Origin of the sequence: Olegusella massiliensis, from assembly GCF_900078545.1 — a bacterium.
GTDB lineage: Bacteria > Actinomycetota > Coriobacteriia > Coriobacteriales > Atopobiaceae > Olegusella > Olegusella massiliensis.
In genome coordinates this window covers 496896-521951 of sequence record NZ_FLLS01000002.1, presented here as the reverse complement: position 1 = coordinate 521951, position 25056 = coordinate 496896, and the positions used below count along the sequence as shown (strand labels likewise).

Genomic DNA, 25056 nt, shown 5'->3' with positions numbered 1-25056 from the left:
GCGCCTAATTTTTAAGCGAGTTGAGAGGAGCGGGGAAACGACCGCCACGATGCGCAAGCACAGAGCCTGCATGCGGATTGACAGGCATGACTGGTGCAGAACCAAAGAGGCCACCGTATTCCAATATGTCGCCTTCCTTATGACCAATTGCGGGGATGAGACGGACAGCGGTGGTTTTGTTGTTGATAACGCCGATAGCCATCTCATCTGCGATGATGCCGGCAATAGCTTCGACTGGCGTGTCTCCGGGAATTGCAATCATATCGAGGCCGACCGAGCAGACGCAGGTCATGGCTTCAAGCTTTTCGAGCGACAAGGCTCCCGCTTCGACAGCAGCAATCATGCCCATATCTTCAGATACAGGGATAAAAGCGCCTGACAGGCCGCCTACGCTGGAGCTTGCCATCACGCCGCCCTTTTTGACGCAATCGTTAAGCAGGGCAAGCGCGCATGTAGTGCCAGGGCCTCCACAGGTACCAACGCCGATGATCTCCAAGATGCGCGCAACCGAATCGCCTGCAGCAGGAGTAGGTGCAAGCGATAAATCGACAATGCCTTTTGCAACACCGAGGCGGCGTGCCGCTTCGCGACTCATCAGCTCTCCCGCGCGAGTAATCTTGAAGGCACTACGTTTGATTTCTTCAGCCACATCCATCAGATCGGCATCCTTTGGCAGACGCTCCAGTGCTGCTGCCATGACGCCAGGGCCAGAAACGCCTACATTGACGACAGCATCTGCTTCACCACTACCATGTACAGCACCTGCCATAAAAGGAGAGTCTTCAACCATATTGGCAAAAACAACCAGTTTTGCCGCACCGTAGCAGTTGATATCAGTGGTGAGGCGTGCTGCATCAATCATTTTTTGTGCCAGGAGTGCAACGGCATCCATGTTGATGCCAGCGCGCAAGCTTGCAACGTTGACTGAAGAACATACGCGTGTGGTTGACGCAAGTGCTTCAGGGATTGAATCGATGAGTTTACGGTCAGCGACACCCATGCCCTTTTGTACCAAAGCAGAAAAGCCACCCATAAAATCAATGCCCAGAGTTTCGGCAGCGCGATCCATTGCCTGTGCGAGTGGAGAAAAATCGTTGTCTGCACAAGCTGCTGCTACCTGTGCAATCGGCGTAACGGAGACGCGCTTGTTGGCAATAGGAATGCCATACTCGCGTTCGAGTTGGGCGGCTACAGGTACTAAATGCTCGGCAGTTTGGGTGATGCGGTCATATATCTTGGTTGCCATGCGATTCATGTCTTCATCTGCGCAGCCCAAAAGAGAGATGCCCATGGTGATAGTACGTAGATCAAGGTGCTGTTCGGCAACCATGCTTCGGGTCTCGGCGACCTCTTCGGGGGTAATCGACACCTGTGCCTCCTCGAAAAAATGTCTGTAGCTGGATGGTTCTGCTTGCAGACAACCAAATCTTTCTCTGCTTGTCGCGTGCATCTGGTAACGGATGACTTTGCGGCTAACTCTCACATTATGACGCGTCTGCAAAGCTTTCGCCGTCTACAGAATTGTTGGGCGGTGAAAGGCAGACGAAAGTGGTGGAGCATGAGACACTATAGGAGACAACAGACGTTGTGCAGCAGGAGGTAGACGATGAGTTCAAAGCCGCACAGGAGAACAACGAACAATAATCATCATGCCCGTAGGCCAATTTGGAATTGGCTTAGCGTTGCTGCTGGAGTTTTGCTGTTGCTCATCGTGGTAATTAAGCTTGTCGGCGGCGTTGTGAGTTTTAGTGCGAGTACAGCAGCTAAGCTTTTTGAGGGCGAGCACATGCCCATCGTGGGCGATCTCGATGTGCAAGTTGAAAAAAAGAAAGACCAAATTACTATTAATTTGTTGGCTTCAGGCGATGTGGTTGTGCATGGTCCCGTCATCAAAAGTGGCCAAAAGTCTGATGGCAGCTATAACTATGACCATTTGTGGAAGCATGTGACCAAGGAAGTTAAGGCCGCTGACCTGGCTTTGCTGAGTCAAGAGACTATTTTGGGTGGCAAGGACTTTGGCTATTCGGGCTATCCTGCCTTTAATGGACCTACAGAAATTGGTGATTCCGAGGTCAAAGCAGGCTGGGATGTACTCGTTAAGGCATCTAACCACGTGTTGGATATGGGTGCAGATGGCATAAGCGCAGAGCTCGCGTTTTGGCACACACAACATCCTAAGACAGCCATCATTGGCATGGCAGATAGTAAGGAAAGCTACGATAACATTTATGTCTACGAAAAAGAGGGCTTTCGTGTGGCATTTTTGAATTATACCTACGATACCAACGGCATTCCCATTCCTGAATCCAACCCCTATGCCACACATCTCTTTGATGACGATACGATTCGTGCGGATGTGGCCCGAGCAAAAAAGAAGGCAGACCTGGTGGTAGTGTGGGCCCACTGGGGTACTGAATATCAAGCAACTCCCGATGAGTTTCAGCAGCATTATGCCCAGCTCTTTAATGAGCTTGGCGTAGATGTCGTGATTGGTTCTCATCCGCATACCATAGGGCCTGTGGATACGATGACCAATACATCGGGTCACAAAATGCTGATTTTTTATTCCTTGGGTAACTTTATGTCCAATCAGATAGAAGGCACGATGACTTCGCTTGGTGGTCAGGTCAAGGTAGGCTTAGTAAAAGACAAAGATGGTGCACGGGTAGCTCATTGGGAGTTTGATCCTGTGGTAACTCAGCGTGCTGAAGGTACGGACTTTAGTGTGTACAAGCTTTCCGATTACACCGATGAGCTGGCAAGCAAGAACCTAACGCCTCTCACTCTTGAAAGCTGTCATAAGTACTGTGAGGGTGTTTTGGGCTCTCACTATGACCGCAAAAGCTGCAGTCTTACGGGAAAGCTCTAACGACAAACTCTAGCGGCGGCGCTCTGCTTTTGGGATATAGGGGATGAGACGTGCCCACTACAGTGCAGGGTGCCACGTGCAAGAAAATATGGCGAGTCTGTGGCAGTCGACAAACTGCGAGACTTTTGACACACTCTGAGTAATAATTCACACACTGTGTAATTTGCACACTCTGAGTAATAGCTTCTTCTTGTCAAAGGAGTTTTATGTCACAGACGCTGACTATGCCACTTGCGGCTGGAGCAGCCACTCGTTTGTACACGGCTACGGGCGACCCGCGCACGCAACGTACGCGCTTGGCACTGCGCGATGCCCTCGCGACAGAAATTGTTTCGACAGGCGACTTATCTCAGATTACGGTCAAAGCAGTTGCTGACCGTGCTGGAGTGACTCGTCGTACGTTTTATTCTCACTTTCGGGACATTTTTGATTTGGTTGCCCAGATTGAGGGCGAGACTCTCTCGGATTTGCGTCCACTAATGGAAGATATTGCGGCAGTACGCTTGGATGAGCTGGAAGTAGCGCTCGCAGCGCAGGAAGCTTGTCCGGGTGCCATAGCTTTACTGAGCTATTTTCGTGATCGTGCGAGCTATCTGTCGCCATTGCTTGGTGATGGGGGAGATCCTGCATTTGCTAAGCGCATGAAGGTTGTTGCGCGCCATGCTATTGAAAAGCGTGCTCAAGAAGGTCTTGACTTGAGTGTTTTCGGTGCCTTTTTTGACTACTACCTCACCTATGTCATCTCGGCGGAGACGGGCGTGTTGGTGCGTTGGCTTACAACCGGCACCCATGAAAGTGTTGAATTGATGGCACGCGTGATGACTTCACTCATGTTTTTGCGTCCCGGCGATCTGTATGGCAAAACTATCGACTTTGATGCGCCAGCGTTTGGGCTTTCGCTGCTCGCGAGCTTTATGGGTCAGTATTAGGAGAGCATCATGACTAACACTACTTCTAGCAATCGCGCCCAGGCGGCTGCAAAAGAGCCGCTTGAGCTTGTGCAGCACGATGCTGAACTTGTTCCGCGCAAAGCAGACTTGTCGCACGCTCGCCTGCGCCTCGGTATTGACGTTGGCTCAACAACAGTCAAGCTTGCCGTGGTAGATAGCCAAAACCACTTGGTTTATGCCAACTACGAGCGCCATCATACTGATGTTAAAGCGACAGCTCGTGCTTTGTTTGCTCGCGCACGCAAGACCGTAGGTGACGTGCCCATGCGCGTTGCTATTACGGGCTCGGGCGGTATGTTGCTGGCCGAGTGGCTTGACTTGGAGTTTGTCCAGGAAGTTATCGCTTCCAAGCGTGCGGTTGAAGCTTTGATTCCTCAGACTGACTGCGCTATTGAGCTTGGTGGCGAGGACGCAAAGATTATATTTTTTGATAACGGTATCGAGCAGCGTATGAATGGTACCTGCGCTGGTGGTACGGGTGCCTTTATTGACCAGATGGCTTCACTCCTTGAGACTGACGCACCTGGTTTGAACGAGCTAGCAAAGTCCGCAACACATATCTATCCCATTGCGAGTCGTTGTGGTGTTTTTGCCAAGTCCGACGTTCAGCCCCTGCTGAACGAAGGTGCTCCTCGTGAGGATATTGCGGCATCGGTCTTTCAGGCTGTAGCAAATCAGACGGTTTCTGGTCTTGCCTGCGGACATCCCATTCGTGGCTATGTTGCCTTCCTCGGTGGCCCTCTGCAGTATCTCTCTGAGTTACGTCATCGTTTTTATGAGACCTTACATCTTGATGAAGAACACCGTGTGTTGCCCGAAAATGCTCACCTCTTTGTGGCAACGGGCGCTGCGATGGCAGGCGAGTCTCATAAGCAGGTCAGCTTTGCGCAGGTTATCGACGCGATTGATAATCTAGGTGATACTCAGGGTTCTGAGGTCGAGCGTCTTGATCCGCTTTTTGCACTCGAGCAGGACTATCAAGAATTCAAAGCTCGTCATGACAAGCAGGTCGTACCCAAAGGCAGTCTCGAGGGTTATCAGGGACGTGTCTTTATCGGCATCGACGCGGGTTCAACTACTATCAAGTCCGCAGTAGTTGGCGAAAGTGGCGAGCTGCTTTGGACATGGTATGGCAATAACAACGGTGATGTTGTCGGTGTGGCACGCAAAATCATGGATATGATTTACGACCAATTGCCCCATGGCTGTACTATCGGCCATGTAACCACGACAGGTTATGGCGAGGGAATTTTGCAAGCAGCCCTTAGTGCGGACTCGGGTGAAGTCGAAACAGTTGCTCATTTGCGTGGTGCCAAAGCATTTGTCCCCGATGTCGATTTTATTCTCGATATTGGTGGTCAAGACATGAAATGCTTGCAGATTAAAGATGGTGTTATTGAGCACATTAGCCTCAACGAGGCATGTTCTTCGGGCTGCGGATCCTTTATTGCAACGTTTGCCGACTCGATGAACATGAGTGTACAGGACTTTGCCAAGGCGGCAGTTTCCGGTACTGCTCCTGTTGATTTGGGTTCGCGCTGCACCGTCTTTATGAACTCCCGTGTTAAGCAGGCCCAAAAAGAGGGAGCTACCATTGGTGACGTTGCGGCAGGACTATCCTATTCGGTCATCAAAAATGCCCTTTTTAAGGTCATCAAACTGCGTGACTACGACGAGGTTGGCAAGTATATCGTCGTTCAAGGCGGCACCTTTATGAGCGATGCAACTCTGCGTGCTTTTGAGTTGTTGACGGGTCGCGATGTTATTCGTCCTGATATTGCAGGTGTGATGGGCGCCTTTGGCGCTGCTCTGCTTGCCCGTGATCGAGCAGGTCAGACTGGTGTTTCGAGTATTTTGCCGCGTGAAGAGATTGATGCTTTGAAGGTGAAGCACACCAATGTCCACTGTGGCCTTTGTGCCAACAATTGTTTGCTGACCGTTAATAGCTTTGGTAAGGGTCGCAAATTCATTACGGGCAATCGCTGCGAGCGTGGTGCCGGCAAGGTCAAAAAGGAAAAAACGCAAAAACCTGCACCAAACCTCTTTGCTTTCAAAAACAAGCTGCTCTTTGAGCGTGAGTCGCTTGCTATTGAGACGGCTCCTCGTGGCACTGTGGGTATTCCACGTGCGCTTAATATGTATGAGAATTTCCCCTTCTGGCATGAGTTCTTTACCTATTTGGGCTTTTCGGTTGTGCTCTCCGACCAAACCAACAAAAACACCTATGAGGCAGGTATTGAGTCGATGCCCTCTGAATCGGTGTGCTATCCCGCCAAACTGAGTCATGGCCATATCATGAATCTGTTGGCCAAAGATCCTGATTTCATTTGGATGCCTTGCATTCGTTGGGAACGTCAGGAAGATGAGCATTCGACCAATCACTATAATTGCCCGATTGTTATGAGCTATCCGCAGAGTCTCGAACTCAATGTGGATGAGCTCTCAGATCCATCGGTCGAATATATGGCACCTTTTATTCCTTATGACAACAAGCGTGAACTTAAACGTCGCCTGTATGAGTTGATTTCAATTCAGCGTGAGGCCGATGCTAAGCAGGGTAAGGGTCGCTTTAAGGGTGCGCATATCACTCGTGCGGAGATTGATGATGCGGTTAATGCTGCTTGGGACGCAGACCTTGAGTTTAAGGCGCAAATGCGCAGCAAGGGTGACGAGACCCTCGCTTGGATTGAGCAGACTGGTCGCCATGGCATCGTTGTTGCAGGTCGTCCATACCACAATGACCCAGAGATCAACCATGCTATTCCTGAGCTGATTTCCGGTTTTGGTTTTGCCGTGCTTACCGAGGATTCTGTTGCACACAAGATGGAAATTGAGCGCCCGATTCGCGTTGTTGACCAGTGGACCTATCATAGCCGCCTCTATCGTGCTGCTCGTTTTGTTGCAGCGCGCAATGATCTAGATCTTGTACAGCTGCAGAGTTTTGGTTGTGGCCTGGACGCTCTTACCACCGATGAGGTACAGGAGATTCTGGAAGGCTCGGGCAAGATTTACACCAACCTAAAGATTGACCAGGTATCTAATCTTGGTGCGGTGCGTATCCGTATTCGTTCATTGATGGCGGCTCTGCGCGAGCAAGAAGCCGAGCTCAAACGTCAGACAGCTGCAGGCCTGGTGCAGGAAGAGCGGCCTCAGAATGTCTATTTGGCAGATGGCTCTTTAGAACATGCACGCCCGACGGATCTTTCTCGTCGCAGTCCCATCTATCGTAAGGCTGCCTCTGCTGCCTTTAAGAAGGTTCGCTTTACCAAAAAGATGGCTCAACAGGGTTATACCATCTTGGCGCCGCAGATGAGCCCCATTCACTTTGATTTGCTTGAGCCCTTACTGCATGATGCTGGCTTGAATCTTGTGTTGCTACCCTCTGTGGATCATGGTGCCGTTGAAACTGGCCTGAAGTATGTCAACAATGATATTTGCTATCCCTCGATTTTGACCGTAGGCCAGCTGATGGAAGCAGTTCTTTCTGGCAAATATGACCTTGACCGTACAGCGCTGCTCATCAGCCAGACGGGCGGCGGATGCCGTGCTACCAACTATATTGCGTTGATTCGCAAGGCGCTCAAGGATTCTGGTCATGAGAATATCCCCGTTATTTCTTTGGCGATGGCAGGCGGCTTGGATGAGGATAATCCTGGCTTTGACGTGCTCAAGCCCAAGTTCTTAATGCGTGCGGTATGTATTTTGCTGTATGGCGATCTTCTGATGCAACTGCTGTATCGTGTGCGTCCCTATGAGGCCGAGCGTGGTGCTGCTGAGCGCCTCTATGAGAGCTTTAATAGTCGTGCTCGCGTGCAGATGGTGCACTGTAGCCGTAGGGAATTCTTCCGTCTGTGTCGCGATACGATTGAAGCCTTTGACACGCTTCCTCTAGTTAACGACCGCAGCAAACCTCGTGTCGGTGTGGTTGGTGAGATTTTAGTTAAGTTCCATCCAACGGCTAATAATGAATTGGTCAGAGTTATTGAGGGGGAAGGGTGCGAAGCCAACGTGCCTGGTTTGGTGGACTTCTTCCTGTATGGCTTTGCAAATCCCATTACTGGTCGTCGCGAGCTCGGTTCGTCTGCCGTGACGCGTGCGCTGCATGGCACGGGTATCAAGCTCATTGAAAGTATTCGTAAGTCTATTGACCAGATGCTGATGAAGTCCGAGCGTTTTGAGCCCTACGAGCCCATCATGTCTTTGGCCAAAAAAGCCAGTCGCGTGGTCTCGCTATGCAACAACATGGGCGAGGGCTGGCTGTTGACTGCTGAGATGATTGACTTGATTGAGCACGGTACCTCTAATATTGTGTGTGCGCAGCCATTTGCTTGTCTTCCTAACCATGTAGTAGGCAAGTCAGTTATCAAACGCTTGCGTCAGATGTATCCAGAATCCAATATCGTCGCGGTTGATTATGACCCTGGTGCCTCTGAGGTCAATCAGCTCAATCGTATTAAGCTGATGATCTCAGTCGCCAAAGAAAACTTCAAAGAAAATGGTGGCTTTAAGCTGCAAAATGATGACGATCCGACCATGCGTCAGGATTGGCCCGTCTTTGAGGAACGTCGCCGCCCTGGTCAGCTAGATGACTCAATCGTGAATGAGGGTGGTTGCTGCGATATTGATAGGGGTCAGGAAACAAGTCATTTCTCACTACATCTGACTGACGAACAGCTCGCAGAAATTGAGCGCGCTAAGGTTGAGGTTGGCGCGAAGTAGGTGATGAGAGCTGTTGGTGACAGGAGTTACTTGGCCTTTTCAAGCCTCAATAAGGACTACTTGCTTTTAGGTTTTGCTTTGTAGTATCTCCAGACGTTGCAACCTCAGGTTGCAACGTCTATTTGTGTAAGCGTTCAACCTGCGTATATATAGTATTTCTGCAGCTATATGTGCTGGTGTTGCAACCTGAGGTTGCAACAGATTTGATGCGGCAAAAGCAGGGCAAGTTTGGCAGGTATGGGTTTCAAAAAATAAGGCTGGGCAATTTAGGCAAGGCAGATAAGGGCTACTACAAATGAGCAGGTCAAAATTGCGCAGATGAGGTCACGATGCTGGAATCTGAGAGGGTGTAGATGAGTGCGCTTCGCGTTTCCCTCATAACAGCGAGCATCCAGTGCGCGAGAGAGATTGTTGGCATGACGAAGAGCACTTGCAAAAACAGCGACTAAAAGAGCGGTCAGAGCCTGTATACGCAGTCCTAGCTTTCCCGAAGAAAGTGCAGCTCCGCGAGATTCTTGGGCTTCGGAAATAGTTTGTACATCATCAACAAGTGTGGGAATAAAGCGCAGCATCAGTGCAAGGACCATCGCAATTTCGTGCCCCGGAAGACCTATGCGCGACAGGGGTGATAACAAGGAATCAAAGGCATCTGCGATAGCGGTGGGGGTAGTAGTACATGTTGTCAGCGAGCCAACAACCAGCGCAATAGCAAAGCGGGTGGGATAGAGAATAGCTGCCCAAAGACCTTGGCTGGTGATGTGAACGCTTCCCAACGTGAATAATACCGTACCCGTTTTGATGAAAAAGAGATTAAAAAGCCCCAAGATGGCAAGCAGAGCAAGTGCGGGGCGAATTGAGCGAAATATTGCTCGGGGGGAGATTTTGCTGCTTGTGAGAATGGTTGTGGTAGCTATCAGTGCAAGTAACAGCTGCTCCAAAGTAAATACCGTAAAGGCGGCAATTACAAAGATAAGCCCACAGCAAAGTTTGGATCGGGGGTCGAGATGATGCAGCCAAGAATCGCCCGAGATGTATTGTCCAAGACTAATTTTGACGGCCATTATGCGCCTCCTTTGCAACAAACTTTGAAGCGAGGCTATCTGCCAGCTCATCGATGGTAAGCGGCTGACCCAACTCGTCCGCTTGGGTATATCCCACTTCTTCGCATTTGATTGCCCACTGCAAAGCCAAAGGTAAGCCGAGTCCACAAGACCTTAGTTTTTGTTGATGTGCTCGACAAAAAATCTCCTGAGGACTACCTGTGGCAAGTAGCTGTGATTGATTAAGTACATAGACAATTTGGGAGGTAGCAGCGTCATTCATTGAATGTGTGACCTGCACGATGGTCACTCCTTGAGCATTGAGCCGTGAAAGCAGGCGGTATAACTCTTGGCGCCCCTGTGGGTCAAGCCCCGCCGTTGGTTCATCAAGCACCAGCACCTCGGGTTTTATAGCAAGTACACCAGCAATCGCACAGAGACGCTGCTGGCCTCCCGAAAGCTCAAAAGGAGAAGCAGTGCGCTTGTCTTGTAGCCCACAAATCTTGATTGCTTCCTCCACCCGCTTTTGTACTTCTTGCACGGAAAGCCCTTGGTTTGAAGGGCCAAAAGCTATATCTTCTTCAACGGTATTGGCAAACAGTTGACGCTCGGGGCGCTGCATAACATAGCCGACGTGTGACCTGAGCTTTGCGCGCCATGCACGTCCTCGACGACTGTGGCCTCCATGTGTACTATCGTGTCCATCGATGAGCACCCTGCCTTCATCAGGTAGTTCCAGGGCACAAAGCAAACGAAGCAGTGTGGATTTACCTGAACCAGTTTGACCTACGATAGAAACCCGACTTCCTGCAGGAATTGAAAGAGTGATATTTTCTAACGCTTTGCGCTCTGGAGTATAAGAAAACCCCAGCCGCTCTGTTGCGAGAACGGCAGCAGTGCTGGGGACTTTTGTACTGTTTTTAGCGGGAGCTGCTGCTGATATGGCTTCTAACTTACCAAGCTCTGCGAGCAGTTCTTTGTCTGTAGAGACCCAAGGAATCGGCAGCCCGCGCTCGCGTAGTGCGCGTGCAAGACGAGCTGCAAAAGGCCATTCAAGGCCTAGTGTAGAGAGATCGTTTTTCTGAGAAAAAATCTCAGCAGGACTACCTTCCAGCGCAATTTTGCCGTGGTCAAGTACGATCACACGGTCAGCGCTGAGAGCTTCTTCCATGTAGTGAGTGATGTGAGCAACTGCAACTCCCGCAGCGCGCAAGCGGTCCATGACATGCAAAATTGAGCGACGCCCGCGTACATCTAAAAGCGCCCCTGGTTCGTCAAAGACGATTGCTTGTGGTTCCATTGCAAGCGCACCAGCAATGGCAACGCGTTGCTGTTGGCCCCCCGAAAGACGGCGCGGGTCTGCATGGGCATAGGCATCAAGAGCAACACGATGTAGTTCTCGCCCTACACGAGTGGCAATTTTGCTGCTGGGTACACCAAGATTTTCAGGACCAAAGGCAACATCTTCCTCCACAACGCTCGTTACAATCTGATCGCCAGGATTTTGGAATACCAGACCAATGCCACGGCGTGCTCGGCGATAGGCTTCCAAATCAATCTTTCCGTCTTGGCAGACCTGCTCGCCCAAGAGGCATACATCACCTGAGTCAGGCGCCAGCAAACCACACAGTACTGATGCCAAAGTCGACTTGCCCGAGCCATTTGCACCCAAAATGCACAGGCGCTCACCCGCTCGCAGCTCGACTGAAATATCGTCTAGAGCGTAGGTGCTTTTGTTGTGAGCGTCATCATAAATGAGGCTGACATGGTGCGCAGCAAGCAGGGTGTCTACTTGTGCGTTTTGCTTGTCAGGGGTGTTGCTGCTGGTAAAAGCTTTGACCACGACAGCTCGCTAACCCGCGATTGTTTGGGAAATAGGCTTGTATATAAGAGCTGTAATGACGGAAATCAAAACTACTTTGAGCAGATTAAAAGGCAGCAAGATAGGCAGAATCATTGCGATAACATCAGCTAGAGCAATGGGTGTGTAAAGTGGCGTGATGACGAGGTTTGCCAAAATGCACACAACGATAGAGCAGATGCTGCCAACAATCATGCCGGTGATTGCGCCACGCATATTGAGCTTGTGCCAATAGATTGCCGATGCTGGTGCAACAAGCGATACTAACGAAATAATTGCCATGAGAACACCGTAGGGGTCAAAGGCAAAAAGCAAGTGAACAAGCCAGCATAGCACCGCAACAAGAACGCCAGTGCCTGGTCCAAAAGCAAAGCCTGCAACGAGTACTACTATGCCAGAGGGGTCAAAGCTCAGCCAAGGCGCGGGCGGAAAAATGTGGATTTCAATGAAGCTGGTTACAAGGGCAACTGCGCAAAGGATGGCTAACGTAGCGATGCGTTTGGTTGACCACGATCCGCCTTGGGTAGTTGTTGAGTGTGTATCGTGACGATTTGCAGATAAATGCTGCGAGGAAAAAGTTGCCATAATGGCTCCGTTTCTTCCATCCGGACTGTACCGTTGGTCCCGGATTTACACCAGGTCTGCTGCAATGCAGCTTGCGGACTGGGGGACATAGGTCCCGTCACCGCCAGTGGGGAATCTCACCCCGCCCTGAAACTGACAAATTGACTATACCCGTTTTGTACAGCTTTTGTGCGTGTGAACGAAGCCATATTTATGAGCACAAAAAGCCCCGACGAGCGAGGTATCGCAGGTCGGGGCATTGGATAAATACAGAACGCTGCGCGGATGCAGAGCGTTACTACGAGTACGAGATATCGCGCGGATATGCAGCAATGCGTGAACACAGCGGTAAAGCCGCAGCTGTTTTGCTTAACTACGCGCGTGGGCTTCCACACTCAGAGCAGAACTTACCTGTGTTGGCAGCGCCGCATTTGGGGCAAGTCCACTTGCCAGAGGCTGCAGGTTTGGGTGTGCCGCATTCAGCACAGAATTTACCTGTGTTGCTAGCACCACAGTTGCTGCAGGTCCAGCTACCAGCGGGTGCCTCTGTAGGTGCGGGTGTCGGTGCCGCAAAGCCACCGCCTGCTGCGGTCTGGTACTGATTTGCTGGCGTTTGACCAGGAGCCTGAGCGTAGGTTTGCTGAGCACCCATACCAGTCATCCCTGCCATATTCATACCCATAAAGCCGGTCATAGCACCTGCTGTATTGCTGGCAGCAGCACGCATTGCATCGGCCTGAGCACCCGCCAAGGCAGCGGCACGCATACTAGGATCGCGCATCGTAGCAGACTTCTGCAGATCCTTAATCATCTGCTCGTCTTCAGGTGAAGCAGAAATTGAATTAACGCCAAACTCTGCAATTTCAATACCGCGCAAATCGCGCCACTTGCTACTTAATTGCTCGTTGAGAGCTTCGGCAAGTTCGAGGGTGTGTGCAGGAACTGCGCTATAGCGGATGCCCATGCCAGAAATCTTTGCAAAGGCAGGCTGTAGGGCTGTTAGCAGCTCGCTTTTGAGCTGTGCATCTAAGTGGTCGCGCGTATAGGGCTGCTCAACATTGCCGCAGACATTCTTATAAAAAAGCAGGGGGTTGGTAATTTTGTAGCTATACAGACCATTGCAGCGAACGGAAATATCAACATCAAGACCGATATTATTGTCAACCACACGGAAGGGGACAGGTGATGCGGTTCCATACTTGTTGCCAATAATCTCTTTGGTGTTGAAATAGTACACACGCTGGTCATGGCCAGTATCGCCGCCAAAGGCAAAGCGTCCGCCGATTTGCTCAAACATCTTTGTGATGTTTTCACCAAGGTCACCAGAGAAGAAGGACGGCTCGCTGGATTGATCGTAGGTATACTCGCCAGGATCGCCGCAAAAATCAACGATAGCTCCCTGGTCTACGATAATCATTGCCTGGCCATCGTTAACGATGATACGTGAGCCATTGGTGATGATGTTTTCCTCACCGTGAACATTAGAGCTACGTCCGCTCGTGCGTTTTTGACCCTTGACGGCAAGTACATTCTCGGGCAAAGAATCGCAGTAAATCATTTCTTTCCAGCTGTCAGCTAAGACGCCGCCCGCTGCTCCTACTGCTGCCTTAATTAGACCCATTGTGGCCCCTTTCGCTAATCCGTCGTCGTCCGTAGCGCTTCGGATTCCCTTACATTCCAAGTACCCGACCTTGCGGTTTGGTGCTTGTCCTTCCATCGTTTTTTGGGTATGAGGAACACCTTTAGCATACCCAGCTTACTGCCATTTGTGTCATACGCTAATTATTGGAACGTTCAATGTGCGTACGTGTGACACGGGTGGTGACATAGCGATCCGACTTCTCGCTGAGCTCTAGAGGAGTCGAGATATACTCAGCAGCTTCACTTCGCTCATGCGCGGTTTTCATTTCGGCATAAAACATCCAGCAGATTCCCGCTGCAATAGCTGCGCCAACACCTATAACCGCTGGCCATAGCAGGCTGTCGTCAGCCATATCGAGCAAAAATATACAGATAGCCCATATAGCTGCCGCCGCGAGCAAGAATATGCCAACAAACCAGAGGGCAACTTTGAACTTATCTACTGGTAGATTTCCGATAAAGCGCCCTGTTTGGCCGTTCATGGCAAAAAGGTAGTCATCCCCTTGCCATTGTGTATGGAGCAGCCACACGGGAAGCAGAGCGTAGTGCAAGTCTTTCCAACTCACCTGTGCTTCACCAGATTTAAGACATACACTGCCATAGCCTGTGACCGTTGATTGCAGCGAATCGAGCATGGAGTGCTTCATACGCTGCTCTACGTGGGGCCGACACTCAGTTGCCTCAATGTCATAGCGTTCGGCCAAATATCCTGTGAGATATGCCGTTGAGAAGTCTGTCAGCTCGCCGTAATCAAAAGGTTCGATAGCGTCCATATGCGCATTTGGCATCTTTGAGGAACTATCGGCGGGTACTCGTGAAAACGCCAGACTACCTGCGCGTCTCACATCGTATACATCAGTTTTAGTAACGCGATAATCTCCCGAGATATAGCTGTGAGTATTGGTAGCCTCAAAGCTTGCGCGCCCCGAAGCGTGGGAGTCATACAGCCAAAAGGGAACGTAGACACCCTGAATATGTGCGATGCGGTTATTTGAAGCAAAAGCTTTAGGTAAGAATTTCTTTCCCTTGTAGTAGCTTGCTAAAGCTGCCTGAGCATCGTCATGTTTCACTCTAAAGGGAATGACCATCTCGGGTTTTGCACCAGCGGTCAGCGCTCCAGGCACTACCGCACTGCTTCCGCAATACGGGCACTCTGCCACAGCTTGGCTTGCATCAACCGTGAGGGCTGCACCACAAGATGAGCAGGTATAGGTTCTCAGCCCTGCTCGTTCACTCTCGTTCCAGCTTGCACGATCAAGAAAGGCCTTGATAGGGTCAACTTCGTGTGCCGAAACTTCGCGCGCATCTGCAAGGGATTCGGCTACCGTGCGTTTGCCTTCACCAGCAACCCTACCTGCAACTTCGTAATCACTGAGTGTGCCCGCTGCAGCTTGTTCATTGGTAGCTTCTGCAGCAGAGTCTGCCCGTTGTTGTTGTTGCGCATAAAGTGCTTCGATTTGTGCCACGGTAAAAGTTGAGTCGCAAAAATCGCAACGGAGTTTGGCAAGCTCGCCGTCGTAGCGCATTGACCCGCCACATGCAGGGCAATGGTAGTTGACAGTCTCGTTAGGCATGCAAACTCCTTTTACGTGCTCGTAAATCTTCTTTAGTATGACCTTCACAAAGCGCTCGCGCTAGCTGGAGTAGCAACGTGTCGGCGAACTGGCAGCGAGTCAAGCAAAACAAAAGGCGGCTTGCTGAACAAAAAGTGCGGCGCACATCCAAAAACCGAGTCTGATGTGCGCCGCGCAACTATAGGGCAAAATGGCCCGTTAATTAACCCTTCTGTTCGTACTTAAACTCATAGGTACCAACGGTGTTGTAGTCATCATCGGTAACCTCAAACTTACCATCGATATTGACGAGCTTTTCGGTGCCTCCGCCTAGATTATCTTTGGTGAAATAAAGGGCTGCATCGGTATAGGTGCCTGCTTTAATGTTTTCATACATGGATGGATCAACCATCTTTCCATCGACTGACCAACTACCATATGAGCAGGAAATCACCAGGTTTTTATCGCTTTTGTTGGTAACCTTAAACTCTATGATGGCATCGCCAAAGGTATCGTCATACATCTTGATAGCTTCAATTTTTACGGTGTCATCATCAGCTACTACGCTATTGATTTCTTTGACATTTTTCTCATCATCATCGCCCTTCGAGCTGTCAGGTGCAGCTGCTCCACCTTTTTCTGAGCCAGAAGCAGGCTTGTCTGACCTGTCATGCTTTTTGCCCTTTTCAAAGACCATGGCCTTTTCACCTTCTACGGAAAAACTCACTTTGCCATCTTTGAGGGTAAGAGGCTCAGTTTGCTTTTCTCCGTCGTACTCCATGGTGACTTCAATTTGTGTGCTATTTTTTGCCTTCCAGGTAAGGGAAATTTCTTCCCCAAAGACATTAAAGGTGCCTTTTCCATCTTTTTCTATTTCAAGATAGGTTTCAAGACCAAACTCGTTCATGCTTTTGATGTCTTCGTGGCTGGTGCCATCATCGCCGGTAATCTCGTATAAATCCCATGTACCAATGAAGGCGCTCGCAGCGTCCGCAGAGGAGTTTTTCCCACCGCAGCCGACTAGCACAAAGCAGAGCAACAGGGTTCCCAAAAGCAGACTGATCATTCCTTTATGCTTCATGATGACTCCTTTCTCGTGCCCATATGCATTTCGGCAGCATGCAGGCTCTAGCATCTAGCAGAAAGCTGCTTTAGGATATTTTTGAAAAGGAAGAAAAAAGAAACTAGAGCAGAATTACTCTTATTCAGCAAAGATTTTCGTGGAGTAGAGATATGAGTGAAAAAAGAAGGAGCAAATATACGTCTCTCATTAGCCTTACCAAGGCCCAAGAGGCACGTCACTATGCTGCGCGCATTTACGACGAAGATGCGGTCATACGTCGCATCGGCCAGCGCAGTGCCCTATCTGAGCTGAGCTCAAGCTCAACGATAGCTGCTGCAGTGATGGTCTTTGCTGCAGTGCTGGCCGTTATGGTTGCCAATTCTCCTCTTTATGAAGCAGTACGCCATGCAATTGAAGCGCCGCTAATGGTAGGTGTGGGACGGGCTGCCGTTGAAATCAGTGCCGAGCAATTTGTCAATGACTTTTTGATGGCCATTTTCTTTATGCTGGTAGGCGTTGAGCTCAAGTATGAAATGACTGTAGGACAGCTGCGTTACCCTCGCCAAGCTGCGCTTCCCATGCTTGCTGCTGTTGGAGGCGTTGTCGTACCTGCGATTATGTATCTCATCTTTAATCTGCATGGTGCACACCAGGGTTGGGCCACTCCTATTGCAACAGATATTGCTTTTGCGCTGGGGGTCATGAGCCTGCTGGGTGATAAGGTTTCTTTTGAAGCGAAGGTCTTTTTTCAGACACTTGCTATTGCAGATGACATTTTGGCCATTGTGGTGTTGGCACTCTTTTATGGGCAAACCATTGATGTGATGTGGACAGCGGCAGCTTTAGGAGCAGTTTTTACGCTTGCTTTGCTCAATCACGCAAAGGTGTACTCGCTTAAGCCCTATGTGTTTGTGGGTCTCATATTATGGCTTTGCATGTTTAACTCAGGTATTCACGCTACGTTGGCAGGCGTTATCTTGGCATTTTTCTTGCCTTCGCATTCTGATGTTCAGCTTTCTGCGCTGCGAGGATGGTTGGATGCGCAGGCCATTGAGCTTGATCGTGACTACGATAGTCAAGAACATATTTTGGGTCAGCATGATTTCACGCATGCAGCGTGGCATGTCGAACGTGTTATGCATCATGTGCGTCCACCTCTGCAACGTATGGAACAGTACTGGACCGTGCCAGTGAACTTTTTGATTTTGCCGCTGTTTGCCTTTGTGAATGCACAAGTACGTATTGTGGGAGTTGATCTTGGACAAGTCTTTGCTGATCCTGTGGCACAGGGTGTGTTTTTGGGTGCCGTGTTTGGTAAGCCCATCGGAATTGTTGGCGTGACTTTCTTATTGGTCAAGACAGGTATCTTTAAGCTACCGCACCATGTCGACTGGCATCAGGTAACCGCTGTTGGTCTCATGGGTGGTATTGGCTTTACAATGTCTATCCTGATTGCCAGCCTTGCTTTTAGCCCGCACGAGGTCAATATTGCTAAGTGCGCAATTTTAGTCGCGGCACTGGCTTCGAGTACCTTAGGCTTGCTCTATGTCAACGTTAGTGACGCCTTACGCAAAAAATCTAAGTAGGTAATTGGCCTACTCTACCGTGCCGTAGACGTAGGCCCAACCATGGGCTGTGATGATGGAATTGAGCTGATCGCAGAGCTTCCCGCGATGATATGAACCTGCAGGCAGCAGCTCGATAATCTCGATGAGATCTTCGGATAGATCATCGACTTCTGCACGCACCAAAGCATCCATACGTGATACCGCCTGCGAAGGCCCTTGTGCATAGAGCTCGTCAACCAGGCGTTGCAACTCTCCGTATTCTGCGGCGGGTTTGCTACCTGAGGGCATAGCTTGGGTTCGGCGTATCATGAAAACTCCTAACAGATAAGTCTGTGGTGTATATACCATGCTAACAGGGTCTGAGGTCTAGGTAGTTTATACTTCGTGCAGGAAAAGGTGGAGACACGTTGTCGAGTCTGTCATGTGATGCAGACAATGGAGGCAGCTATGAAGAGCGCTTTTGATTTGATGGACACCCCAACTCTTGATGCAGAAATTGCTTCTTTAGAAAGTCGTGTTGATGAGGTACGAGCTCGTAAGCTTTCACTTGATATGGCACGTGGCAAGCCCAGCCCCGAACAGACCAATCTGTCCCGTCCCATGCTGGATTTGTTGAGTTCAAGCAGTGATTTTACCGCTGCAGGTGGAGTTGCCGATAACTACGGTTTTCCTGATGGTCTACCCAAGACCCGCGAACTGGCAGCTGAATTGCTTGGGGTAGATCCTGCCAACGTAGTGGTTTCAGGCTCATCGAGTCTGCATTTGATGCATGACCTTGTGGTACATGGTTATACGCGTGGTGTGGCAGGACAGACGCCTTGGTGCAAGCAGGACACGGTCAAGTGGCTTTGTCCCAGCCCCGGCTACGACCGTCATTTCCGCGTGACCGAAACCTACGGTATTCAAAATATCCCCATACCAATGAATGCTCAAGGCCCTGATATGGATTTGGTTGAGCAGATGGTCAACCATGACAGTTCGGTCAAGGGTATCTGGTGTGTCCCCAAGTATGCCAATCCCAACGGTATAACGTATTCCGATGAGGTTGTGCGTCGTTTTGCTGCGCTCAAACCTGCAGCACCAGATTTTCGTATCTATTGGGATAACGCGTATATTGTTCACGATCTCTACGATGAGCCCGACCAGTTGCTTAATATTTTTGACGCAATGAGAGAAGTCGGTACCTCAAACCTCGTTTATGAGTTTGCTTCAACCTCCAAGGTTACCTTCCCTGGTTCTGGTTTGGCATGGATTACAGCCGATCCCCAAGACATGGTTGAAGTACGCGGAACTCTTGCCGTCGAGCAGGTTGGCCCCGAAAAACTTACTCAGCTCGCCCACGTGCTTTTCTTGCGTGATGCGGCTGGGGTCTGTGCTCATATGAAAAAGCATGCGGCCATTGTTCGCCCGCGTTTTGAGCTAGTTGAACGCAAGCTGAGCGAGGGCCTCTCTGAACTCCATGTTGCTCATTGGAGTCATCCTCGTGGTGGTTACTTTGTCAGCTTTGATGGCCCTGAAGGATCGGCACGCGCAGTTGTAGCGCTGATGGCTGAACTTGGTGTCAAAATGACTGGTGCTGGTGCAACTTGGCCTGGTGGTATCGATCCTCACGATACCAACATCCGTATTGCACCGACTTATCCTAGCCTAGAAGAGCTTGCTTGTGCTCTCGATGTTTTTGTTTTGGTTGTCAAGCTTGTCGCTGCGCGTCTTGCTCGGACAAGCCGTTAAGTGTCAAGAGGCTTTTGCTAGGCACTTGTAGGCTCTATACAAAAACGATGGGTAAAGCCTTTTTTGTAATATTATGAACTCTGCACCAAAAGTGTTGTCATTATGTGCGGGCACGTAGCCTCGTCACTACATTGATTGTCAGTACGCAGTTGGATGATTTTTCTGCCCGTTAGGGCTGGATGAAAGGCATGAACGTTTATGTCAAGACAAAACGCAGATAAGTTGCGCGCCAATCGCCGAGCTCCTGAGACTAAAGAGAAGGATGGCAAGAAAAAGCTCACTAGCATCATTATTATTGCCTTTGCAGTGTTGATGGCTCTTTCGATGACACTGCCTTCGCTCGCTCAGATTTTTGCTTCTCATACTAATCAGGCTGACAAGCAAGCCCAAACCGAGGCGGCAAAAAAGAAGCAAAACGCTGAGGCGGGTTCTGCTTCTCAAACTGAAGCGGCAGATACCACGACAGTTGATGGCATCATGAAGCTGTACTCTACCGATATTGCCCGTCACGAAAAAGCGTTGGAGAAAGACAAAAATAGCTTGGTAGATTTGCTGCAGTGTGGCAAGACCTATATGGAAGCGGGCGGCAAAGCAGCAAGCGTGGCAAAAACCGATGATGATGCAAAGAAGGTTGTCACCCTTTTTGATCAGGCAAAAGGCTATTTTGATCGCTATTTGGCTTTACAGGATGCGGTGACCGTTCGCGTTGACAGAGCTCTTTGCGATTTGTATGAAGGCAATATCGAGAATGGCATTACCGCACTCAAAAAGCTCACTGATGCCGCACCTCAGGATGCGGGATCTGAGTACGGTTATGCCTATATGTATCTAGGCATTGCCTATCAGGCAAAAGGTGATACAAACTCTGCAAAAGCGGCCTATCAGCAGGCACAAAAGCTTGACCCCAATGATGAATTTGGTGCTCGTAGCATGGCTGTGACCCGCCTTGCACAGCTTACGGCGGCAGAAAAACAACAGCCCACAACAACAGACAGTTCGAGTGCGACTGGTAACAATAGTTCTCGCATTGACAATTTACTTTCTGATCTCAAGAAGTAGATATTATTAGATGACAACATGGACTGAGTTCATGTGAGAGGGGTGAGACGTATGGCAATGGATATCCAGATGATGCGCCTAGAAGATACCGTGCGCATAAGCGTTATAGGTGAAGTAGACGTATCGAATGCTTCTGAGCTGCGTGATGAGTTAGATATACAGCTTGCAAGTACGCCATGTGCCATTGAGGTTGATCTCGCACAGGTACCCTATATTGATTCGACAGGTATTGGCGTACTGGTAGCATTTGCGCATAAGGCGTTTGAGGCTGGCATAGCATTTCATGTCACCAATCCACAACGCAATGTTGCGCGCGTTTTCACGCTGCTTGATGTGGCCGATAAGCTTGGCGTGCGCGAAAGCGACTAGGGCGTCCTAATTACTGAGTTCTAAAGAAGAGGAGCCAAGGTGTTTGGTATCGGCACAACAGAGATGGTCATCATCTTGATCTTTGGTTTTTTGCTCTTTGGCCCGGATAAATTGCCGGGTATGGGCAGGACGATTGGCCGTATGCTGCGTCAGTTCCGTGATGCACAGGAGGGTTTTACGCAGGTTGTGCAGGCTGAGGTGGTCGACCCGCTTTCTGATGCGCTTAACGATCCAGCTGAGGCAAAGGCCAAGCGTGATGCGATGGCTGCAGCTGCTGCAGAGGATGCGGACCTTGATGAGGACATGGCAGCAATTGCTCACAAGGAGACCTTTGCCGAGCGCCGTGAGCGTCTCAAGGCTGAGCGTGCCGCTGCTGAAGCTGCTGCAAAAGAAGCCGCCGAAGCTCAGAAGAGTTCTTCTGAGGGCACAACTTCGGTAGAAGATGCTGACTTGGATGCTGATCTTGATGCGGACAGTGATGCTCCTGCAGTGCCTGTTGCCGCTCCTGTAAAGCCTGATACGAGTGCTGCTGCGCTGTATGCCCTCACCCCCAGGAAGGAGGGAGGGGACGCGCAAGAGTAGCGTTCCCGTATAGATATGCCTATTGGTCCTGCGCGTATGCCCTTGTTGGATCACCTTGGCGAGCTTCGCCGGAGAATGACCATTATTATCGTTTCGGTACTTATTACGACTGTGGTCGTATATGTGGCTACCCCAACGCTTATCGAGATGATGATGGACGCTATCCGTCAGGCTCTGCCTAAAGGTACAGAGCTCACCGTACTTACCGCCTTGGGTGGCTTTACTATCCGCTTTAAAGTGGCACTCTTTTTTGGCGTGATTGTCTGCACGCCTATCATCGTTTGGGAGATTTTTGGTTTTGTGTTGCCGGCTCTCAAGGAAAGAGAACGTCGCTGGGTAGTTCCTACCTTTATGATTATGGTTTTTCTTTTCTTCTTGGGCATGGCTTTTTGTTATGCGGTGATTTTGCAGGCGGCGTTTGGCTGGCTGGTTGAGCAAGCAATCGAGATGAACGCTAATGTCGTGGCAGAGGCCACCGACTACCTTAACTTGATGATGCTGCTTGAAGTTGCGTTCGGTGTGACCTTTCAGTTGCCGCTCTTCGTTTTTTACCTGTCAATTTTGCATGTTATTCCCTACAAAGCTTTCCGCGAAAACTGGCGCTATGTCTATGTAGGCCTGTTGGTATTGACCGCCTGCTTTACCCCTGATGCATCACCTATGACCATGCTGCTGATGTATTTCCCCATGGTACTTTTGTACGAGATTGCTCTTGCAGTTGCTCGACAAGTTATTACGGTGCGCGATGGCAAAGCAGCGCTTAAGTGGAGTCGCGAAGATTACGAGGAACATCAAGACGAGCTCGAAGCTCGCAAACTCGCCCGGCAGGAAGCTGAGCAACAAAAAGCTCTTGCAAAGAAAAAGTCCTAAGTCCAGCTTTGTAGAGGACATTATCAAGAAAGGCTCAGAAGCTTGATACTAATTGTCACCGAGAAAAATGATGCTGCCCAACAGATTGCACGATTGCTCTGTGACATTGGCAAGCCAAAGCCAGATAAGGTTTACAACACGCCCATCTACCGTTTTAGTCATGATGGGCATGACTGCGTAACAATTGGTCTACGTGGGCATATTATGGCGCCTGATTTTCCGCCGGCATTGAGGTTTAATCAGCGTGAAGGTTGGTATGCAGAAACTCTTTCAGGCGAGCATTTAGCTGCGGATTTGCCCGATGGCTTGGATCGTCCACCCTACACGAGCAAGCGTAAACCTTACCTCGCTGATGGCATCGATATCAAAGGCTGGAAGGTCCCCAGTCTCCCGTATTTAGTTTGGGCTCCTATCGAAAAACAGCCTGCTGAAAAAGAAATCATCCGTGCGCTCAAAAATCTTGCGAAGAAGTCCGATGCCATAATTATTGGCACAGACTTTGACCGCGAAGGTGAGCTTATTGGATCAGATGCCTTACGGCAGATGCAGCAGGTAGCCCCAGAAGTTCCTGTATCTCGTGCACGTTATTCAGCCTTTACCAAATCTGAGATTGACCACGCCTTTGCCAATTTGGTACCGCTTGACCACGATCTCGCAGATGCGGGTGAGAGCCGCCAATATATTGATCTTATCTGGGGCGCCGTGTTGACTCGTTACCTCACGATGGCACACTTTGGTGGCTTTGGAAATGTGCGCTCGGCTGGTCGCGTGCAGACACCTACCCTTGCGCTGGTAGTTGAGCGTGAGCGCGAACGTCAGGCGTTTGTTCCCAAGGATTATTGGGTCATTTGGGGTATGGCGCATCGCCAGCAAGATGATGTTGAGAGTGCTTTTCGTATTTCTCATCCGGGCACCAAAGAAGGTCGCTTTTGGGAAGTGGAGCTTGCAGCTGAGATTTTTGCACGTGTCTGTGATGCCAAGGAAGCGACGGTTAGTACTGTGAGCAAAAAGACACGTACCGTGCGTCCACCAGCGCCTTTTAATACAACCTCACTGCAGGCAGCGGCGGCATCAGAGGGTCTTTCTCCTTCGCGTACTATGCGTTTGGCAGAGTCACTCTACATGGATGGCCTGATTTCCTACCCTCGCGTTGACAATACGGTTTATCCGCGCTCGCTTGATTTGCGTGATGTCGTAAAGACTCTTTCGGCTGTGCCTAACTACCGTCCGACGTGCACAGAACTGCTTGGCAAATCAAAGCTGACTGCCACCCGTGGAAAGCAGGAAACTACCGACCATCCGCCTATTTACCCTACTGCGGCGGCGGATCCTCATAAGCTCCAGCCAGCCGCGTGGAAGCTCTACAACCTTATTGCGCGGCGCTTTTTAGCAACGCTGTCTGAGGCTGCGATTATCGAAGATACCAAGGTAAAGCTTGATGTTGCAGGAGAGCCTTTCCGCGCGTCAGGATCGGTGCTGGCAAAACCAGGCTTTCGTGCCATTTATCCTTATGGTCTGCGCAAAGACGAGCAGTTACCCAGTCTTGCTGAGGGGGATGTGTTGTCGCTTGCGAGCATGAATAAGGATCACAAGCAAACCGAGCCTCCTGCGCGATATAGTCAAGGCAAACTCATTCAGGAGATGGAAAAACGCGGTCTGGGTACCAAATCCACGCGCGCATCGATTATTCAGCGTCTCTATGATGTGCGCTATCTCAAAAATGATCCTGTAGAGCCAAGCCAGCTCGGCATGGCGGTCGTTGACGCTTTGTCGCAGTATGCTCCACACATTACAACTCCCGATATGACCGCTGAGCTCGAAGGTGATATGACTCAGGTGGCCGAAGGCAGTAAGTCACAAGATCAGGTTGTTATGCATTCGCGGGCGCTTCTTGCCAGCATGATGGACGAGCTGATTGAGCACAAAGATGATTTGGGTGACCGTATTTCGGATGCCGTGACCGCTGATGCCAAGGTGGGTACTTGTCCTAAGTGTGGTCGCGATCTTGTGATGAAGCACTCGGCAAAGACTCGCGGCAGCTTTATTGGCTGCATGGGCTGGCCTGATTGTGATGTTACCTATCCTGTGCCAACGGGTCGCATTGAGCCGCTTGAGGGTGATGCAGGCATCTGCCCAGAATGTGGAGCTCCCCGCGTTAAGGTGCATCCCTTCCGTCAACGCGTCTTTGAAACGTGCGTTAATCCTGCTTGTCCTACCAATGTTGAGCCCGATCTGGTGGTGGGAAAGTGCAAGGCGTGCGCGGAGGCTGGTCGCCAGGGTGATTTGGTGGCGCATAAATCTGAGCGTACGGGCAAACGTTTTATTCGCTGCAGCAACTATGATATCTGCGGTACGAGCTATCCCTTGCCACAGCGCGGTAAGCTTGAGGCAACGGGTGAGACGTGTCCTGACTGCGGCGCACCGATGGTGGTGGTCAATACCCAGCGGGGTCCTTGGAAGATTTGTGTCAACATGGATTGTCCGAGCAAGGAAAAGAAACCCACGACTCGTGGGCGTTCTGCTGGGCGCAAGGCGAGCTCCACACGCAAGACGAGCAGTAAGAAGGCCAGCACTAAGAAGGCAAGCAGCAAAAAGACAGCCTCACGCAAGAGCTAGG

The 25056-nt window shown here is 50.3% G+C and carries 18 protein-coding genes and 1 riboswitch; of the genes, 10 read left to right on the top strand and 8 right to left on the bottom strand.

Features of this window, described 5'->3' with window-relative positions; translation table 11 throughout:
• Window positions 1-4 precede the first annotated feature (4 nt).
• Window positions 5-1369: a PFL family protein gene (locus BN4314_RS02525; RefSeq protein ID WP_068539626.1), complete on the bottom strand. Its 1365-nt coding sequence runs from the start codon at window positions 1367-1369 to the stop codon at window positions 5-7.
• Window positions 1370-1606: 237 nt separating this feature from the next.
• Here BN4314_RS02525 and BN4314_RS02520 point away from each other — a divergent pair, with 237 nt between their 5' ends.
• The 3 genes from BN4314_RS02520 (at window position 1607) to BN4314_RS02510 (ending at window position 8538) form a co-directional block, all read left to right on the top strand.
• Window positions 1607-2869: a CapA family protein gene (locus BN4314_RS02520; RefSeq protein WP_068539625.1), complete on the top strand. Its 1263-nt coding sequence runs from the start codon at window positions 1607-1609 to the stop codon at window positions 2867-2869.
• 206 nt (window positions 2870-3075) lie between these two features.
• Window positions 3076-3798, top strand: a complete 723-nt coding sequence (locus BN4314_RS02515) for a TetR/AcrR family transcriptional regulator (RefSeq protein WP_021735864.1) — start codon at window positions 3076-3078, stop codon at window positions 3796-3798.
• 9 nt (window positions 3799-3807) lie between these two features.
• Window positions 3808-8538 carry a 2-hydroxyacyl-CoA dehydratase gene (locus tag BN4314_RS02510; RefSeq protein WP_068539624.1) on the top strand — a complete coding sequence of 1577 codons (4731 nt, stop codon included), beginning with the start codon at window positions 3808-3810 and terminating at the stop codon, window positions 8536-8538.
• A gap of 266 nt (window positions 8539-8804) precedes the next feature.
• Here the strand turns inward: BN4314_RS02510 and BN4314_RS02505 are convergent, their stop codons facing one another.
• The 6 genes from BN4314_RS02505 to BN4314_RS02480 all read right to left on the bottom strand — a co-directional run bounded on the left by BN4314_RS02505 (window position 8805) and on the right by BN4314_RS02480 (window position 16278).
• On the bottom strand, window positions 8805-9599 hold the full coding sequence (locus BN4314_RS02505) for an energy-coupling factor transporter transmembrane component T family protein (protein WP_068539623.1): 795 nt from the start codon (window positions 9597-9599) through the stop codon (window positions 8805-8807).
• Window positions 9583-11421 (bottom strand): ABC transporter ATP-binding protein, encoded by a 1839-nt coding sequence (locus BN4314_RS02500; protein WP_068539622.1) that lies wholly within the window; start codon window positions 11419-11421, stop codon window positions 9583-9585. The genes BN4314_RS02505 and BN4314_RS02500 overlap by 17 nt, the downstream gene beginning before the upstream one ends.
• A 9-nt stretch (window positions 11422-11430) precedes the next feature.
• A complete protein-coding gene (locus tag BN4314_RS02495; RefSeq protein ID WP_068539621.1) occupies window positions 11431-12024 on the bottom strand; it encodes an ECF transporter S component in 594 nt (197 codons plus the stop codon).
• Window positions 12025-12028: 4 nt separating this feature from the next.
• A riboswitch (FMN riboswitch) is annotated at window positions 12029-12162 on the bottom strand.
• Between the two features lie 214 nt (window positions 12163-12376).
• Window positions 12377-13624 carry an SPFH domain-containing protein gene (locus BN4314_RS02490; RefSeq protein WP_068539620.1) on the bottom strand — a complete coding sequence of 416 codons (1248 nt, stop codon included), beginning with the start codon at window positions 13622-13624 and terminating at the stop codon, window positions 12377-12379.
• Window positions 13625-13781: 157 nt separating this feature from the next.
• On the bottom strand, window positions 13782-15218 hold the full coding sequence (locus tag BN4314_RS02485) for a hypothetical protein (RefSeq protein WP_068539619.1): 1437 nt from the start codon (window positions 15216-15218) through the stop codon (window positions 13782-13784).
• A gap of 202 nt (window positions 15219-15420) precedes the next feature.
• Entirely contained in the window at window positions 15421-16278 is an 858-nt protein-coding gene (locus BN4314_RS02480; RefSeq protein WP_068539618.1) for a hypothetical protein, read from the bottom strand.
• A gap of 152 nt (window positions 16279-16430) precedes the next feature.
• Between BN4314_RS02480 and nhaA the strand changes: the two genes are divergently transcribed.
• Window positions 16431-17846 carry a Na+/H+ antiporter NhaA gene (nhaA, locus tag BN4314_RS02475; RefSeq protein WP_082911133.1) on the top strand — a complete coding sequence of 472 codons (1416 nt, stop codon included), beginning with the start codon at window positions 16431-16433 and terminating at the stop codon, window positions 17844-17846.
• Window positions 17847-17855: 9 nt separating this feature from the next.
• Here the strand turns inward: nhaA and BN4314_RS02470 are convergent, their stop codons facing one another.
• Window positions 17856-18137, bottom strand: coding sequence for a hypothetical protein (locus tag BN4314_RS02470; RefSeq protein WP_021735829.1), 282 nt, complete (start codon window positions 18135-18137; stop codon window positions 17856-17858).
• 138 nt (window positions 18138-18275) lie between these two features.
• On the opposite strand from BN4314_RS02470, the gene BN4314_RS02465 reads away from it, so the two are divergent.
• The 6 genes from BN4314_RS02465 to BN4314_RS02440 all read left to right on the top strand — a co-directional run bounded on the left by BN4314_RS02465 (window position 18276) and on the right by BN4314_RS02440 (window position 25055).
• Window positions 18276-19559 (top strand): PLP-dependent aminotransferase family protein, encoded by a 1284-nt coding sequence (locus BN4314_RS02465; protein WP_068539617.1) that lies wholly within the window; start codon window positions 18276-18278, stop codon window positions 19557-19559.
• Between the two features lie 198 nt (window positions 19560-19757).
• The gene (locus BN4314_RS02460; RefSeq protein WP_068539616.1) at window positions 19758-20618 is read left to right on the top strand and encodes a tetratricopeptide repeat protein; all 861 of its coding nucleotides are present in this window, start codon (window positions 19758-19760) and stop codon (window positions 20616-20618) included.
• Between the two features lie 51 nt (window positions 20619-20669).
• Window positions 20670-20987 carry an STAS domain-containing protein gene (locus BN4314_RS02455; protein WP_068539615.1) on the top strand — a complete coding sequence of 106 codons (318 nt, stop codon included), beginning with the start codon at window positions 20670-20672 and terminating at the stop codon, window positions 20985-20987.
• 39 nt (window positions 20988-21026) lie between these two features.
• Entirely contained in the window at window positions 21027-21569 is a 543-nt protein-coding gene (locus tag BN4314_RS02450) for a Sec-independent protein translocase subunit TatA/TatB (protein WP_068539614.1), read from the top strand.
• Window positions 21570-21584: 15 nt separating this feature from the next.
• A complete protein-coding gene (gene tatC / locus BN4314_RS02445) occupies window positions 21585-22439 on the top strand; it encodes a twin-arginine translocase subunit TatC (RefSeq protein WP_068539613.1) in 855 nt (284 codons plus the stop codon).
• A 42-nt stretch (window positions 22440-22481) separates the two neighbouring features.
• Window positions 22482-25055 carry a DNA topoisomerase I gene (locus BN4314_RS02440; protein ID WP_068539612.1) on the top strand — a complete coding sequence of 858 codons (2574 nt, stop codon included), beginning with the start codon at window positions 22482-22484 and terminating at the stop codon, window positions 25053-25055.
• The last annotated feature ends 1 nt before the right edge of the window (window position 25056 follow it).